Below are 13,920 nucleotides of genomic sequence, written 5' to 3' on the forward strand. Positions count from 1 at the left end.
GGGTGAGTCGATCAGGTGACCGGTGCCGGGTTGAACAGCACCAGCGCGTTGTGCAGCTTCCAGTGCTCGGCCCAGGTCTTCTTGCGGCCGCTGGCCACCTCGAGCATCAGGCGGAACATCTCCCAGCCGATGTCCTCGATGCTGGCCTCGCCGTCGGCGATGCGGCCCGCGTTCACGTCCATCAGGTCGTGCCAGCGGCGCGCCAGGTCGCTGCGCGTGGCGACCTTGATCACAGGAACCTCGGCCAGCCCGTAAGGTGTGCCGCGGCCGGTGGTGAACACGTGCAGGTTCATGCCGGCCGCGAGTTGCAGCGTGCCGCAGATGAAGTCGCTGGCCGGCGTGGCGGCGTAGATCAGGCCCTTCTGCTTCGCCTTCTCGCCGGGCGCGAGCACGCCGGTGATCGGCGCCGAGCCCGACTTGACGATCGAGCCCATCGCCTTCTCGACGATGTTCGACAGCCCGCCCTTCTTGTTGCCCGGCGTGGTGTTGGCGCTGCGGTCGACGCGGCCCTTGTCGAGGTAGGCGTCGTACCAGGCCATCTCGCGGATCATGGCGTCGGCCACTTCGGGCGTGGACGCGCGCGAGGTGAGCTGGTCGATGCCGTCGCGCACCTCTGTGACTTCCGAGAACATCACGGTGGCGCCCGCGCGCACCAGCAGGTCGGTGCAAAAGCCCACGGCCGGGTTGGCGGTGACGCCCGAGAAAGCGTCGCTGCCGCCGCACTGCACGCCCACGACGAGTTCGCTCGCGGGCACGGTCTCGCGCCGGCGCTGGTTCAGGCGCGCGAGGTGCGTTTCGGCCTGGCGCATCACCGAATCGATCATCGACATGAAGCCGACGTGCGCGTCGTCCTGCAGGCAGACCACGTCGAGATCGTCGGCGGGCGCACCGCGCTGGTCGGCGATGGGAATGGTGCCGGGCGGCAGCAGGCGTTCGGGCTGCAGCTTCTCGCAACCCAGGCTCACGACCATCACCTCGCCGCCGAAGTTCGGGTTGAGGCTGATGTTGCGCAGGGTGCGGATCGGCACGATGGCGTCGGGCGCGTCGATGGCGACGCCACAGCCGTAGCTGTGTTCGAGCGCCACCACGTCGTCCACATGCGGGTACTTCGGCAGCAGCTCGGCCTTGATGCGCTGCACGGCGAACTCGGTCACGCCGGCCACGCACTGCACGGTCTGCGTGATCGCGAGGATGTTGCGCGTGCCCACCGAGCCGTCGGCATTGCGGTAGCCCTCGAAGGTGTAGCCCTCGAGCGGCGGCAGGGCAGGGGGCTTGACGGTCGCGATGGGCAGGCCGTCGAGTTCGGGTGCGACCGGCATGCGCATCACGCGCTCATGCACCCAGCTGCCGCGCGGCAACGCCTTGAGCGCATAGCCGATCACCACGTTGTAGCGGCGGATGGCGTCGCCTTCGGCCAGGTCGACAAGCGCCACCTTGTGGCCCTGGGGCACGGTGTCGACCAGCACGAGGCCGTCGTCGAAGGCCGTGCCTGCCTTCAGGCCGCCGTCGTTCGCGACGATGGCGACGTTGTCGGCCGCGTGGATGCGGATGTACAGCGGCGGTCGGGTGTTCGCATCGGCCATCGGGAGGCCCTTTCTCTTTTCTTTACTTCACCACCATGAAGAGGCTGGGCAACCAGGTGGAAAACGCCGGCACGAAAGTAACGACCCCGAGCGCAAAGATCAACGCGCCGTAGAAGGGCCAGATGGTCTTCATCACCGTGCCCACCGACACCCCGCCGATGGCACAGCCGACAAACTGGGTGGTGCCCACCGGCGGCGTGTTCAGGCCCAGCGCGCAGTTGATGAGCATCACCACGCCGAACTGCACCGAGGTCATGCCGTACTGCTGTGCAATGGGCAGGAAGATCGGCGTGCACAGCAGGATGGTCGCGGCCATGTCCAGGAAGGTGCCCAGCACGAACAGGATGATGTTGATGAGCAGGAAGATCATCCACGGCGTGGTCGTCACCTGCGACAGCATCTGGCCCGTGAGCTCGGCCACGCCGTACAGGCTGATCAGGTAGCCGAAGGTGCTCGAGATGCCGATCAGCAGCAGGATCACGCCCGTGGTGCGCACGGCCTTCGAGGCGGCCTTGATGAAGTGCTCCCACTTCAGCGTGCGGTACACGAAGATGGTGAGCGCCAGCGCATAGAGCACCGCCACCGCCGCCGACTCGGTCGCCGTGAAGATGCCCGACAAAATGCCGCCGAGGATCAGCACCACGATGAACAGGCCCGGCAGCGCTGCCGCGAACGAACGCGCCACGATGTCCCAGCCGGGGAACTTGCCGGCCGGGTAGCCGCGCTTCACGGCCACGAGGTAGGCGGCCGCGAGGTTGCTCAGCGTGAGCACGGCCGCCGGCAGCAGCGCCGCCAAAATCAGCGCCGCGATCGACACCTTGCCGCCTGCTGCGAGCGAATAGATGATGAGGTTGTGGCTCGTCGGCATCAGCGCGCCGACCAGCGCCGCGTGGGTTGTCACGTTGACCGCGTAGTCGGCGTGATAACCCTCCTTCTTCATCATCGGGATCATCACGGCGCCCATGGCCGAGACGTCCGCCACGGGCGAGCCCGAGACGCCACCGAACAGAGTGCAGGCCACCACGTTCGACATGCCGAGGCCGCCGCGCACATGGCCCACGAGGTTGCGCGCGAAGTTGACGATGCGGTCCGCGATGCCGCCGTAGAGCATGAGCTCGCCGGCGAAGATGAAGAAGGGAATGGCGAGGAACGAGAAGATGCCCATGCCCGAGGTCATCTGCTGGAAGCCCACCGCGAGCGGCAGGCCTTCGTACAACAGCGTGGCCAGGGCCGACAGGCCGATCGAGAACGCCACCGGCACGCCGAGCAGCAGGAACAGCGTGAACGAGATGCAAAGAATGAGAAGAGGGGTCGTCATGATGAGGTTCAGCCCCAGGCGGGTTCGACTTCGCGGCCTTGGGCCAAGGCGATGATGTGTTCGATCGAGAACATCACGATGAGGACGCCCGACACGGCGGCGGGCACGTACTTCCAGCCTTCGGAAATCCAGAGCGTGGGCAGGCGGTAGTCCCACACCGATTCGGCGAGCGAGGCGCAGTTCCAGGCCATGGCCAGGCCGAACAGCAGGATCAGCGCGTGGATGAGGTATTCCATCTTCAGGCGCAGCCAGTCGGGTGCGAGCACGAGGAACGATTCGAGCCCGATGTGGCCCGCGTCGCGCACGCCCACGGCCACGCCCAGCATGGTCACGTAGAGCACCAGCAGCAGCGCGAGGCTTTCGGCCCAGGTGGGGGTGTTGTTGAGCACGTAGCGGCCGAACACCTGCCAGCTCACGGCGCAGATCACCGCGACGAGACCGAGGATGCCCAACCACATGCAGGCACGGGCGAGCGTGCGGCAAAGTTTGGTGTACATGAAGGTTCTTCTGTGTCTTCCTCCCTCCCCCTCTGGGGGAGGGTTGGGGTGGGGGCACGCGGCGTATGCATGAGCGCCGTCGTGCCCCCATCCCGGCCTTCCCCCAGCGGGGGAAGGAGCCAATCCGGCGCGGGGCTTACTTGGTGTCCTGGACGCGCTTCACGAGGTCCTTGAGCTTCGCGTCCGTGATGAACTTGTCGTACACCGGTTTCATTGCGGCCTGGAACGGGGCCTTGTCGACGTCGATGATCTCGGCGCCGCCGGCCTTCACCGTGGCCAGCGACTTCACTTCACGCTCCTGCCACTGCTTGCGCATGTAGGGCACCGATTCCTTGGCGGCCTGGCGAATCCAGCCTTGTTCTTCGGCGGAGAGCTTGTCCCACGCGCGCTTGGAGAACAGCAGCATCTCGGGCGCCATCGAGTGCTCGGTCTTGCTGTAGTACTTGGCGACCTCGAAGGCGCGCGCGCTTTCGTAGGTGGGGTAGTTGTTTTCGGCGGCGTCGATGAGGCCGGTCTTCAGGCCCGTGTAGACCTCGCCCATCGGCATCGGCGTGGCGTTGGCGCCCATGGCTTCGAGCATCGACACCCACAGGTCGGACTGCTGCACGCGCACCTTCAGGCCCTTCATGTCGGCGAAGTTGCGCACCGGTTTCTTGGCCGTGAACATCGAGCGCGCGCCGCTGTCGTAGTAGGCCAGGCCCACGAAGCCCTGCTTCTCGCACGACTTCAGGATCTCTTCGCCGATCGGGCCGTCGAGCACCTTGTGCAGGTGTTCGACCGAGCGGAACAGGAAGGGCATGGTCGGCACCTGCGTCTCGGCGCAGATGTTGTTCATGGGCGCGATGTTCACGCGCACCATCTGCAGCGCGCCGATCTTGGTCTGCTCGATCGTGTCTTTCTCGTTGCCGAGCGCGCTGTTGTTGAAGACCTTGATGCTGTGCTTGCCCCCGGACAACGCCTTGAGCCGTTCGCTCATGAACTTCACGGCAGTCACCGTGGGGTAGTCGTCGGGGTGGATGTCGGCCGAGCGGAACTCGGTGGCGCCTGCAGCCAGCGTGGTCAACGCGGCTGCAGCGCCGGCAGCAAGTGCGATGAGTGTTTTGTAGAGCTTCATTTGTCTCGTCCTCTTGGTGGTTGTCGTAAACAGAAAGAAAGGGGTCAACCGAACGCCGGCTCGGGCACGCCGGCCACGCCGGGGCGCAGCGCGAACACGCCGCCGGCCAGCGGCTGGTCCGACAGGTCGATGCCGCCGGGGCGGATCGAGGTGACGAACAGCGTGTCGAGGTTCGGGCCGCCGAAGGCGCACATGGCGGGCTTCTTCACCGGCACGGCGAGCGAACGGTCGAGCCGGCCGTCGGGCGTGAAGCGGTGCACCAGGCCGGCGTCGTTGCCGCAGATCCAGTAGCAGCCGTCGACGTCCATCGCCGCGCCATCGGGGCGGCCGGGCAGGGGATTCATGTCGACGAAGAGGCGGCGGTTGCTCGGCGTGCCGGTGTCGGTGTCGTAGTCGAAGGCCCAGACGGTCTGCACGCTCGGGTGCGAGTCCGACAGGTACATCGTGCGGCCGTTGGGGCTGAAGGCCAGGCCGTTGGGCACGATCAAGTCGTCCAGTTGCAGCGTCGCGCTGTCGTCGCCGGTGCCGTAGCGGTACAGGCGGCCGACGCGTGCGCCCGCGGCCATGTCCAGCAGCATCGTGCCGGCCCAGAAGCGGCCTTGCCGGTCGCAGCGGCCGTCGTTGAAGCGCATGCCCGGCGCGGCATGCGCCACCGGGGCGAGCGGCGTGGCCGCGAGCGTGCCGTCGGTGCGCTCGCGCAGCGAGAACAGGCCGCTTTCCATGCCGGCGATCCACTCGCCGGGGCGGTCGGCGCGCGGCGCGATGCAGGCGATCATTTCGTCGGCGCGCCACTGGGCATGGCCTTCGCCGGCGTGCCAGCGGTTGAGCGTGCGCGCGGGGATGTCGACCCAGTACAGCGCCTGCTGTGCGGCCAGCCACACCGGGCTTTCGCCCGTGCCGTTGCGCGCGTCGAGAACGAGTTCGGCTTGCATGGTGTGCAGCGTGGTCAGTCGCCGAAGGGGCCTTGTGCGGTGAACGCGCCGCCCTGGTAGATGGCGTTCGGATCGGTGGGCGCCACCTTCGGCTGCGCCTCGACCTTGTCGCGGAACACCTCGGAGCTGTCTTGCGGCACGAAGCCCAGGTGCGCGGCGGCGGCGTTGTCCCACCACAGGTCGCGGTTGGCCGACATGCCGTAGACCACCGTGTGCTTCACGTCGGGCGTGAAGAGCGACTTCTGGATCAGCGTCGTGAGGTCGCTGTAGCTGAGCCAGGTGCTCATCATCCGGCGGTTGAGCGGTTCGGGGAACGACGAACCGATGCGGATGCTCACCGTCTCGATGCCCCAGCGGTCGAAGTAGAACTGCGCCATGTCCTCGCCGAAGGACTTCGACAGGCCGTAGTAGCCGTCGGGCCGGCGCGCGGCGTGCGCGTCGATGTGTTCGTCCTGCTTGTAGAAGCCGATCACGTGGTTCGAGCTGGCGAACACCACGCGCTTCACGCCGTGGCGGCGCGCGGCCTCGTACAAATTGAACACGCCCTTGATGTTGGCTTCGAGCACTTCCTCGAACGGGCGCTCGACCGACACGCCGCCGAAATGGGCGATGGCGTCGCAGCCGGCCACCAGCGCGTCGACCGCGGCCTTGTCGGACAGGTCGCAGGGCACGACTTCTTCATGCGCGCCCGTGGCCGGCGCGATGTCGGCGATGTCAGAGAGGCGGATCACGTTCGCAAAAGGCGCGAGCCGTTCGCGCAGCACGTGGCCCAGGCCGCCGGCGGCGCCGGTCAGCAGCAGGCGGCCGAGCTGGGGGGAGGGGGCTTCAGGCGTCGACATGTCTTCGGGATGTGTGAGGGGAAGCAGAGGAGGTGGACAACGTCGTCACCGTTTTTAGGTGATAAGTTATCTGTTGTCGTACAACTGTGAGGGGATTATGATCGTCGTCATGGCCTCAACGACTGCGGGTAATCCCGAAGTTCAGACAACGACCGCTGACAACCCGGCGGGCAACGCCGCTTTCGTGGGGCGGCCGCGCCAGCGCGCGCGCGGCCTGGCGCACGGGCTGGTGGAAGACCTGGGCGAGAAGATCCGCAGCCAGTCGCTGCGGCCCGGCGACAAGTTGCCGACCGAGTCGGCCATCATGCAGGCCTACGGCGTGAGCCGCACCGTGGTGCGCGAGGCGCTGTCCAAGCTGCAGGCGGGCGGGCTGGTCGAGACGCTGCACGGCGTGGGCACCTTCGTGCTGCAGCCGCGCCCCGGTGGCATGGGCGGCGTGTTCCGCCTCGATCCCGGCGAGATCGCGACCTCGGTCGACGTGCTCGCCGTGCTCGAGCTGCGCATCAGCCTGGAGACCGAATCCGCCGGGCTGGCCGCGAGCCGGCGCACCGACGAGCAGCTGGTCGCGATGCGCCAGGCGCTCGACACGTTCGAGCAGAACGTCAAGGTGGGCGGCGACACCGTGGGACCCGACTTCGCCTTCCACCTGGAGATCGCGCAGTCGACCGGCAACCCCTACTTCGCCGACATCATGCGGCACCTGGGCACGACGATCATCCCGCGCACGCGCATCAGCGCGATCCGCGTGCAGGACGGCAGCTACCTGAGCCGCGTGAACCGCGAGCACGAGGAAATCTACGCGGCCATCGCGCGCCGCGATCCCGAGTCGGCACGCGCCGCGATGCGCATCCACCTGACCAACAGCCGCGAGCGGTTGCGCATGGCGCAGGAAGCCGCGCAGCAACAGAAAGCCAGGACGGAGGCGGCCGGCCGCGGCGCCGCCTCGTCCGACAACACCCCTTCGCGCTGAGTTCGCCCCGGGTTTTCGGGGCTCAAGTCTGGACAAGCTGATTTTCTAGTTGTACGATGACTGATAACATGCGGCGCCATCGCGGCCCCGCATGCCCGGATCGAACCTCAGGAGACAGCCCTCATGACCGTCAACCGACGCGGCGCGCTCGGCGCCGCCCTCGCCACCACACTGGCCGCCAGCCTGCCCCTGCACGCGTTCGCGCAAGGGGCGGGCGGCACCTGGCCTTCCAAGCCCATCCGTCTCATCGTGCCGTACCCGCCGGGCGGCTCGTCGGACATCATTGCGCGCGCCATCGGCCAGCCGCTGTCCGAGGCGCTGGGCCAGCCCGTGGTCATCGAGAACCGCGCGGGCGCCAACGGCAACCTCGGCGCCGACATGCTGGCCAAGGCGCCGGCCGACGGCCACACGCTCATGCTGTGCGACCTCGGCGCGCTGGCCATCAGCCCGTCGCTGTACCCCAAGCTGCCGTTCGATCCGTCGAAGGACCTGCGCAGCGTGGCCATGCTGGCCTACTCGCCGCACCTGCTGGTGGTGCACCCGTCGGTGCAGGCCAACACGCTGAAGGAACTGGTCGAGCTGTCGAAGAAGAGCGATCTCAACTTCGCCGTCACTGCCAGCGGCAGCACCGCGCACCTCGCGGGTGTCGAACTGCAGCGCAAGAGCGGCGCCAAGTGGGAGTACGTGCCCTACAAGGGCGGCGTGCAGGCTGTGCTCGACACCGTCGCCGGCCAGACGCAGGTGCTCATGAACGGCATGCTGGCCACCTACCCGCATGTGCAAAGCGGCAAGCTCAAGCTCATCGCTGTTTCGAAATCGACGCGCATGCCGCTGATCGGCAGCGTGCCGACCATCGCGGAGCAGGGCGTTCCCGGCTACGAGTCGGGCACATGGCAGGGCATGGTCGCGGCGCGCGGCACCCCTGACGCGGTGATCGCCCGGCTCAACAAGGAACTGGTCCGCATCATCCGCACGCCCGACATCCGGGCGCGGCTGGCGGGGCAGGGCGCCGAGGTCGTGACCATGACCGCGCCCGAGCAGGACCAGTTCTTCGCCAAGGAGCGCGCGCGCTGGGCGCAGGTCATCCAGCAGGCCAATCTCAAGCTCGACTGAGCGGCCCCTTCTTCATTTCTCTTTTCCTCATTTCTCTTTTTCACTGGACGACTTCCGATGAACCCGCAAGAACTCAAGACCATCATGGGCTCCGGCCTGCTCTCGTTCCCGCTGACCGACTTCGACAGCAACGGCGTCTTCAACAAGAAGGGCTACATCGAGCGCCTCGAATGGCTGGCGCCCTACGGCGCGAGCGCGCTGTTCGCCGCGGGCGGCACGGGCGAGTTCTTCTCGCTGACCGGTGACGAGTACCCCGGCATCATCCAGACCGCGGTCGACACCTGCCGCGGCGTGGTGCCGATCATTGCCGGCGCCGGCGGCCCGACGCGCTTCGCCATTCAATGCGCGCAAGCCGCAGAGAAGGCCGGCGCGCACGGCATCCTGCTGCTGCCGCACTACCTCACCGAAGCCGGCCAGGAAGGCCTGGCCGCGCACGTCGAGGCCGTGTGCAAGAGCGTGAAGTTCGGCGTGATCGTCTACAACCGCGCCTCGAGCCGCCTCAAGCCCGACACGCTGGCCCGCCTGGCCGAGCGCAACCCGAACCTCGTCGGCTTCAAGGACGGCGTGGGCGACATCGAAGCCATGGTCGCGATCTTCCAGAAGATGGGCGACCGCTTCGCCTACCTGGGCGGCCTGCCCACGGCCGAGGTGTATGCCGCGGCCTACAAGGCCATGGGCACGCCCGTGTACTCGTCGGCGGTCTTCAACTTCATTCCAAAGACGGCGATGGACTTCTATCACGCGGTCGCCAACGACGACATGGCCACGCAGCACCGCCTGCTGAAGAACTTCTTCATGCCCTACCTGGAGCTGCGCAACCGCGTGCCCGGCTACGCCGTGAGCATCGTGAAGGCGGGCGCCAAGCTCGTCGGCCACGACGCCGGCCCCGTGCGCGCGCCGCTGACCGACCTGAAGCCCGACGAGATGGACGCGCTGAAGGCGCTCATCGACACGCTCGGCCCGCAGTAAGCCGGCACTGATCGCAGTAGTCGCCAGCACCACAGAACAACAGGAGACAACGACATGCTCATCAGGAAATTTCTGCTCGCCGCTGCAGCGACCGCCGTGTTCGCGGGTTGTGCCGCCAGCGGTGGCGGCTACAGCGCGTCGGACGAACCCGCCGTGGCCGCAGCCGCCGAGCGGCTGCGCGTCGCCATGGTCGACCCGACGCCCGCCGCGCTGCGCGCGCTGGTGTCCGACGACCTGAGCTACGGCCATTCGGGCGGCAAGGTCGACACGCAGGCCAGCTTCATCAGCGACCTGCTCGACGGCAAGTCCGACTTCGTGGCCATCGCCATCACCGACCAGACCGTGAAGATCGTCGACGGCCGCACGGCCATCGTGCGCCACACGCTCACGGCCGACACCAACGACTCGGGCAAGCCCGGCAAGGTCGCGCTGAAGATCCTCGGCGTCTGGCAGAAGCAGGGCGGCGAGTGGAAGCTGCTCGCGCGCCAGGCTGTGCGCCTTCCTTCCTGAACGGACCACCGCGCATGAAGAGAACGCAATTCCTGGCGACGGGCCTCGCGCTCGCCGCCGCCGCGCTGCTGTCGCCGCTGCACGCCTGGGCGCAGGCCGATGCATGGCCGCAGCAGAAGCCCGTGACGATCATCGTGCCGTTCCCGGCCGGTGGCTCCACCGACATGGTGGCGCGCGCATTGGCGCAGCAGCTGCAGGGCAAGCTCGGCGGCAGCTTCGTGGTCGACAACCGGCCCGGCGCCACCGGCACCATCGGCACCGGCTTCGTGCGGCGCGCGCTGCCCGACGGCTACACGCTGCTGGTGTCGTCGCTCGGCGCCTTCGTCGTCACGCCGCACCTGCAAAAGAGCGTGCCCTACGACGCCACCAAAGACTTCGACTACATCAGCGTGCCCGTGCAGGCGCCCAACGTGCTCGTGGCGAATGTCGCGCGGCCTGAACACACCGTGGCCGACGTGCTCGCGCTCCTGCGCAAGACGCCCGGCAAGGTCTCGTTCGCGAGTTCGGGCAACGGCTCGTCCGACCACCTGTCGGCCGAACTCTTCTGGCAGCAATCGAAGACCGAAGGCGTGCACGTGCCCTACAAGGGCGGCGCGCCGGCGGTGAACGACCTGCTGGGCAACCAGGTTGACTTCTCGTTCCAGAACGTGAACGCCGTGCTGCCGCACATCCGCGCCGGCAAGCTGCGCGCGCTGGCCGTCACCGGCGACAAGCGCTCGCCCGTGCTGCCCGACGTGCCCACGCTCGCCGAGGCCGGCGTGAAGGGCGCCGAGGTCTACTCGTGGCAGGGCATGGCCGCGCCCAAGGGCCTGCCGCCCGCCACGAAGAAGAAGCTGAGCGACGCGGTCATCGCCGCCATGCAGGACCCCGAGACGAAGAAGCGCATGCTCGACCAGGGCCTGGAAATCGTCGCCAGCACGCCTGAGGACTTCACCGCCTTCCAGTTGCGCGAGTGGGCGCGATGGAAGACATTGATCGACACCCGTCACATCACCGCAGACTAAATGGTTCTCCCCCAGGCTTCGCGCACTTCGTGTCGCTATGCCAACCCCCTCGCCGGGGGCAACACCAGCGGCCCGGCAAAGCCGGTTCCGCGGTGTTCCCCGAAGGGACTGGCGCAGTTTTGGATTGATTAGAGATGACACTTTCAGATTCCACTTCTCCTCTCTCTGGTGCGCCCGTCGTCACCGGCATGCGTGTGGTCCCCGTCGCGGGCCACGACAGCATGCTGATGAACCTCAGCGGCGCGCACGGCCCGTTCTTCACGCGCAACCTGCTGATCCTCACCGACAGCGCCGGCCACACCGGCGTGGGCGAGGTGCCGGGCGGCGAGAAGATCCGCCAGACGCTCGAAGACGCGCGCGACCTCATCGTGGGCCAGCCCATCGGCAACCACAACGCCGTGCTCAACCGCATGCGCAGCGCCTTTGCCGCGCGCGACAGCGGCGGGCGCGGCCTGCAGACCTTCGACCTGCGCGTGACCATCCACGCCGTGACCGCCGCCGAAGCCGCGCTGCTCGACCTGTTGGGCCAGCACCTGGGCGTGCCCGTGGCCGCGCTGCTCGGCGAAGGCCAGCAGCGCGATGCGGTGCAGATGCTCGGCTACCTCTTCTACGTGGGCGACCGCACCAAGACCGACCTGCCGTACGAGACCGACCCCGGCGCCGACAACGACTGGTTCCGCCTGCGCCACGAAGAGGCGATGACCCCCGAGGCCATCGTGCGCCTGGCCGAGGCCACGCATGCGCGCTACGGTTTCACCGACTTCAAGCTCAAGGGCGGTGTGCTGCGCGGCGAGGAAGAGGTCGAGGCGATCCGCGCGTTGCACGCGCGCTTTCCGCAGGCGCGCGTCACGCTCGACCCGAACGGCGGCTGGCTGCTGGCCGACGCCATCCGCCTGTGCCGCGACCTGCACGGCGTGATGGCCTATGCCGAAGACCCGTGCGGTGCCGAAGGCGTGTTCTCGGGCCGCGAGGTGATGGCCGAGTTCCGCCGCGCCACCGGCCTGCCCACCGCCACCAACATGGTCGCCACCGACTGGCGCGAGATGGTGCACAGCCTCTCGCTGCAGTCGGTCGACATTCCGCTGGCCGACCCGCACTTCTGGACGATGCAGGGCTCGGTGCGCGTGGCGCAGCTGTGCCAGGCCTGGGGCCTGACCTGGGGCTCGCATTCGAACAACCACTTCGACGTGTCGCTCGCGATGTTCACGCACGTGGCCGCGGCGGCGCCTGGCAAGGTCACGGCCATCGACACGCACTGGATCTGGCAGGACGGCCAGCGCCTCACGAAGGCGCCGCTGCAGATCGAGGGCGGCCTCGTGCAGGTGCCCACGCGCGGCGGCCTTGGCATCGAGCTCGACATGGCCGAGGTCGAGAAGGCGCACCAGCTCTACCTGAAGCACGGCCTCGGCGCGCGCAACGATGCGCAGGCAATGCAGTACCTGATTCCCAACTGGACTTTCGACAACAAGCGCCCGTGCATGGTGAGGTAACGGCTCACCCCCAGGCTTGCCCACTTCGTGTGGCCTCCAACCCCCTTGCAGGGGGCAACACCAGCGGCCCGGCAAAGCCGGTTCCGCGGTGTTTCCCGAAGGGGCGGCGACTCTTTCAATCGCATCCAAGGAACTCCTCATGCAGAACTTCGACAATCTCATCAACGGCGAATGGCTGGCCGGCCACAGCTACAGCCCCAACATCAACCCTAGCAACCTGGCCGACGTGCTGGGCCAGTACACGCAGGGCGACAAGGGCCAGGTCGACGCCGCTGTGGCCGCCGCCACCGCCGCCTTCCCCGCCTGGGCGACGGGCAGCATCCAGGCGCGCTCCGACGCGCTCGACAAGATCGGCACCGAGATCCTGGCGCGCAAGGAAGAGCTGGGCACGCTGCTGGCGCGCGAAGAGGGCAAGACCAAGGCCGAAGGCATCGGCGAGGCCACGCGCGCGGGGCAGATTTTCAAGTTCTTCGCGGGCGAGTGCCTGCGCCTCGCGGGCGAGGTGCTGCCGTCGGTGCGCCCGAACATCGGCGTGGAGATCACGCGCGAGCCGGTCGGTGTGGTGGGGCTCATCACGCCGTGGAACTTCCCCATCGCGATTCCTGCGTGGAAGATCGCGCCGGCATTGGCCTTCGGCAACTGCGTGGTGCTCAAGCCCGCCGACCTCGTGCCGGGCTGCGCGTGGGCGCTGGCCGAGATCATCAGCCGCTCGGGCATTCCGGCGGGCGTGTTCAACCTCGTGATGGGGCGCGGCAGCGTGATCGGCGATGCGCTGGTCAACCACCCCGGCATCCATGCGATCAGCTTCACAGGCTCGGTGGGCGTGGGCCGCAACATCGCGATCCAGTGCGTCACGAACCACAAGAAAGTGCAGCTCGAAATGGGCGGCAAGAACCCGCAGGTGGTGCTCGACGACGCCGACCTCGCACAGGCCGTGGAGCTCAGCGTGCAGAGCGCGTTCTACTCGACGGGCCAGCGCTGCACGGCGTCGAGCCGACTCATCGTGACCGAAGGCATCTACCCGAAGTTCATCGAGGCGATGAAGGCGCGCATGGCGAAGATCAAGGTCGGCGATGCGCTCGCGCAGGGCACCGACGTGGGGCCGGTGTCGTCGAAGTCGCAGCTCGACCAGGACATGGAATACGTCGCCATCGGCAAGGGCGAGGGTGCCACGCTGGCAGCCGGCGGCGAACTGCTGAAGCTGGAGACGGACGGCTACTACATGTCGCCGGCGCTGTTCAGCGAGTCTGCGGCAAACATGCGCATCAATCGCGAGGAAGTGTTCGGCCCGGTGGCGAGCGTGATCCGCGTGAAGAACTACGAAGAGGCGCTGGCCACGGCCAACGACACCGAGTTCGGGCTCTCCGCCGGCATCGCGACCACTTCGCTGAAGTACGCGACGCACTTCAAGCGGCACAGCCAGGCGGGCATGGTGATGGTGAACCTGCCGACGGCGGGGGTGGACTATCACGTGCCGTTTGGTGGGCGCAAAGGATCGAGCTATGGGCCACGTGAGCAGGGCAAGTACGCGCAGGAGTTCTTCACGACGGTGAAGACGGCTTACACGCTGGCCTGAGAACC

At 67.5% G+C, this 13,920-nt stretch carries 13 protein-coding genes; 7 read left to right on the forward strand and 6 right to left on the reverse strand.

The genetic code is table 11. The features are described 5' to 3' along the window. Positions 1-11 precede the first annotated feature (11 nt). The 6 genes from garD to AC07OH_RS01075 all read right to left on the reverse strand — a co-directional run bounded on the left by garD (position 12) and on the right by AC07OH_RS01075 (position 6,283). On the reverse strand, positions 12-1,583 hold the full coding sequence (gene garD, locus AC07OH_RS01050; RefSeq protein WP_495299287.1) for a galactarate dehydratase: 1,572 nt from the start codon (positions 1,581-1,583) through the stop codon (positions 12-14). Positions 1,584-1,605: 22 nt separating this feature from the next. Next, on the reverse strand, positions 1,606-2,901 hold the full coding sequence (locus AC07OH_RS01055; protein WP_495299288.1) for a TRAP transporter large permease: 1,296 nt from the start codon (positions 2,899-2,901) through the stop codon (positions 1,606-1,608). Positions 2,902-2,909: 8 nt separating this feature from the next. Beyond that, positions 2,910-3,398, reverse strand: a complete 489-nt coding sequence (locus AC07OH_RS01060) for a TRAP transporter small permease (protein ID WP_062470671.1) — start codon at positions 3,396-3,398, stop codon at positions 2,910-2,912. Positions 3,399-3,534: 136 nt separating this feature from the next. Beyond that, a complete protein-coding gene (locus AC07OH_RS01065) occupies positions 3,535-4,512 on the reverse strand; it encodes a TRAP transporter substrate-binding protein (protein WP_489057487.1) in 978 nt (325 codons plus the stop codon). A gap of 44 nt (positions 4,513-4,556) precedes the next feature. Further along, positions 4,557-5,444 (reverse strand): SMP-30/gluconolactonase/LRE family protein, encoded by an 888-nt coding sequence (locus AC07OH_RS01070; RefSeq protein WP_495299289.1) that lies wholly within the window; start codon positions 5,442-5,444, stop codon positions 4,557-4,559. A 14-nt stretch (positions 5,445-5,458) separates the two neighbouring features. Next, positions 5,459-6,283 (reverse strand): NAD-dependent epimerase/dehydratase family protein, encoded by an 825-nt coding sequence (locus tag AC07OH_RS01075; protein ID WP_495299290.1) that lies wholly within the window; start codon positions 6,281-6,283, stop codon positions 5,459-5,461. A 109-nt stretch (positions 6,284-6,392) separates the two neighbouring features. Between AC07OH_RS01075 and AC07OH_RS01080 the strand changes: the two genes are divergently transcribed. From AC07OH_RS01080 to AC07OH_RS01110, 7 genes are all read left to right on the forward strand, one after another. Then, positions 6,393-7,253, forward strand: a complete 861-nt coding sequence (locus AC07OH_RS01080) for a FadR/GntR family transcriptional regulator (protein WP_489057484.1) — start codon at positions 6,393-6,395, stop codon at positions 7,251-7,253. Positions 7,254-7,376: 123 nt separating this feature from the next. Beyond that, positions 7,377-8,366 carry a Bug family tripartite tricarboxylate transporter substrate binding protein gene (locus AC07OH_RS01085; RefSeq protein ID WP_307585986.1) on the forward strand — a complete coding sequence of 330 codons (990 nt, stop codon included), beginning with the start codon at positions 7,377-7,379 and terminating at the stop codon, positions 8,364-8,366. Between the two features lie 57 nt (positions 8,367-8,423). Beyond that, positions 8,424-9,335: a 5-dehydro-4-deoxyglucarate dehydratase gene (gene kdgD / locus AC07OH_RS01090; RefSeq protein ID WP_307638527.1), complete on the forward strand. Its 912-nt coding sequence runs from the start codon at positions 8,424-8,426 to the stop codon at positions 9,333-9,335. A gap of 54 nt (positions 9,336-9,389) precedes the next feature. Then, positions 9,390-9,845, forward strand: a complete 456-nt coding sequence (locus tag AC07OH_RS01095) for a nuclear transport factor 2 family protein (protein ID WP_495299291.1) — start codon at positions 9,390-9,392, stop codon at positions 9,843-9,845. Positions 9,846-9,859: 14 nt separating this feature from the next. Next, complete coding sequence (locus AC07OH_RS01100) at positions 9,860-10,849, forward strand: Bug family tripartite tricarboxylate transporter substrate binding protein (protein ID WP_495299292.1); 990 nt, start codon at positions 9,860-9,862, stop codon at positions 10,847-10,849. 134 nt (positions 10,850-10,983) lie between these two features. Beyond that, positions 10,984-12,339, forward strand: a complete 1,356-nt coding sequence (gene gudD, locus AC07OH_RS01105) for a glucarate dehydratase (protein WP_495299293.1) — start codon at positions 10,984-10,986, stop codon at positions 12,337-12,339. A 139-nt stretch (positions 12,340-12,478) separates the two neighbouring features. Beyond that, complete coding sequence (locus AC07OH_RS01110) at positions 12,479-13,915, forward strand: aldehyde dehydrogenase family protein (RefSeq protein WP_495299294.1); 1,437 nt, start codon at positions 12,479-12,481, stop codon at positions 13,913-13,915. Positions 13,916-13,920: the final 5 nt, after the last annotated feature.

Source organism: Variovorax sp. GW821-FHT10C12, from assembly GCF_059415405.1.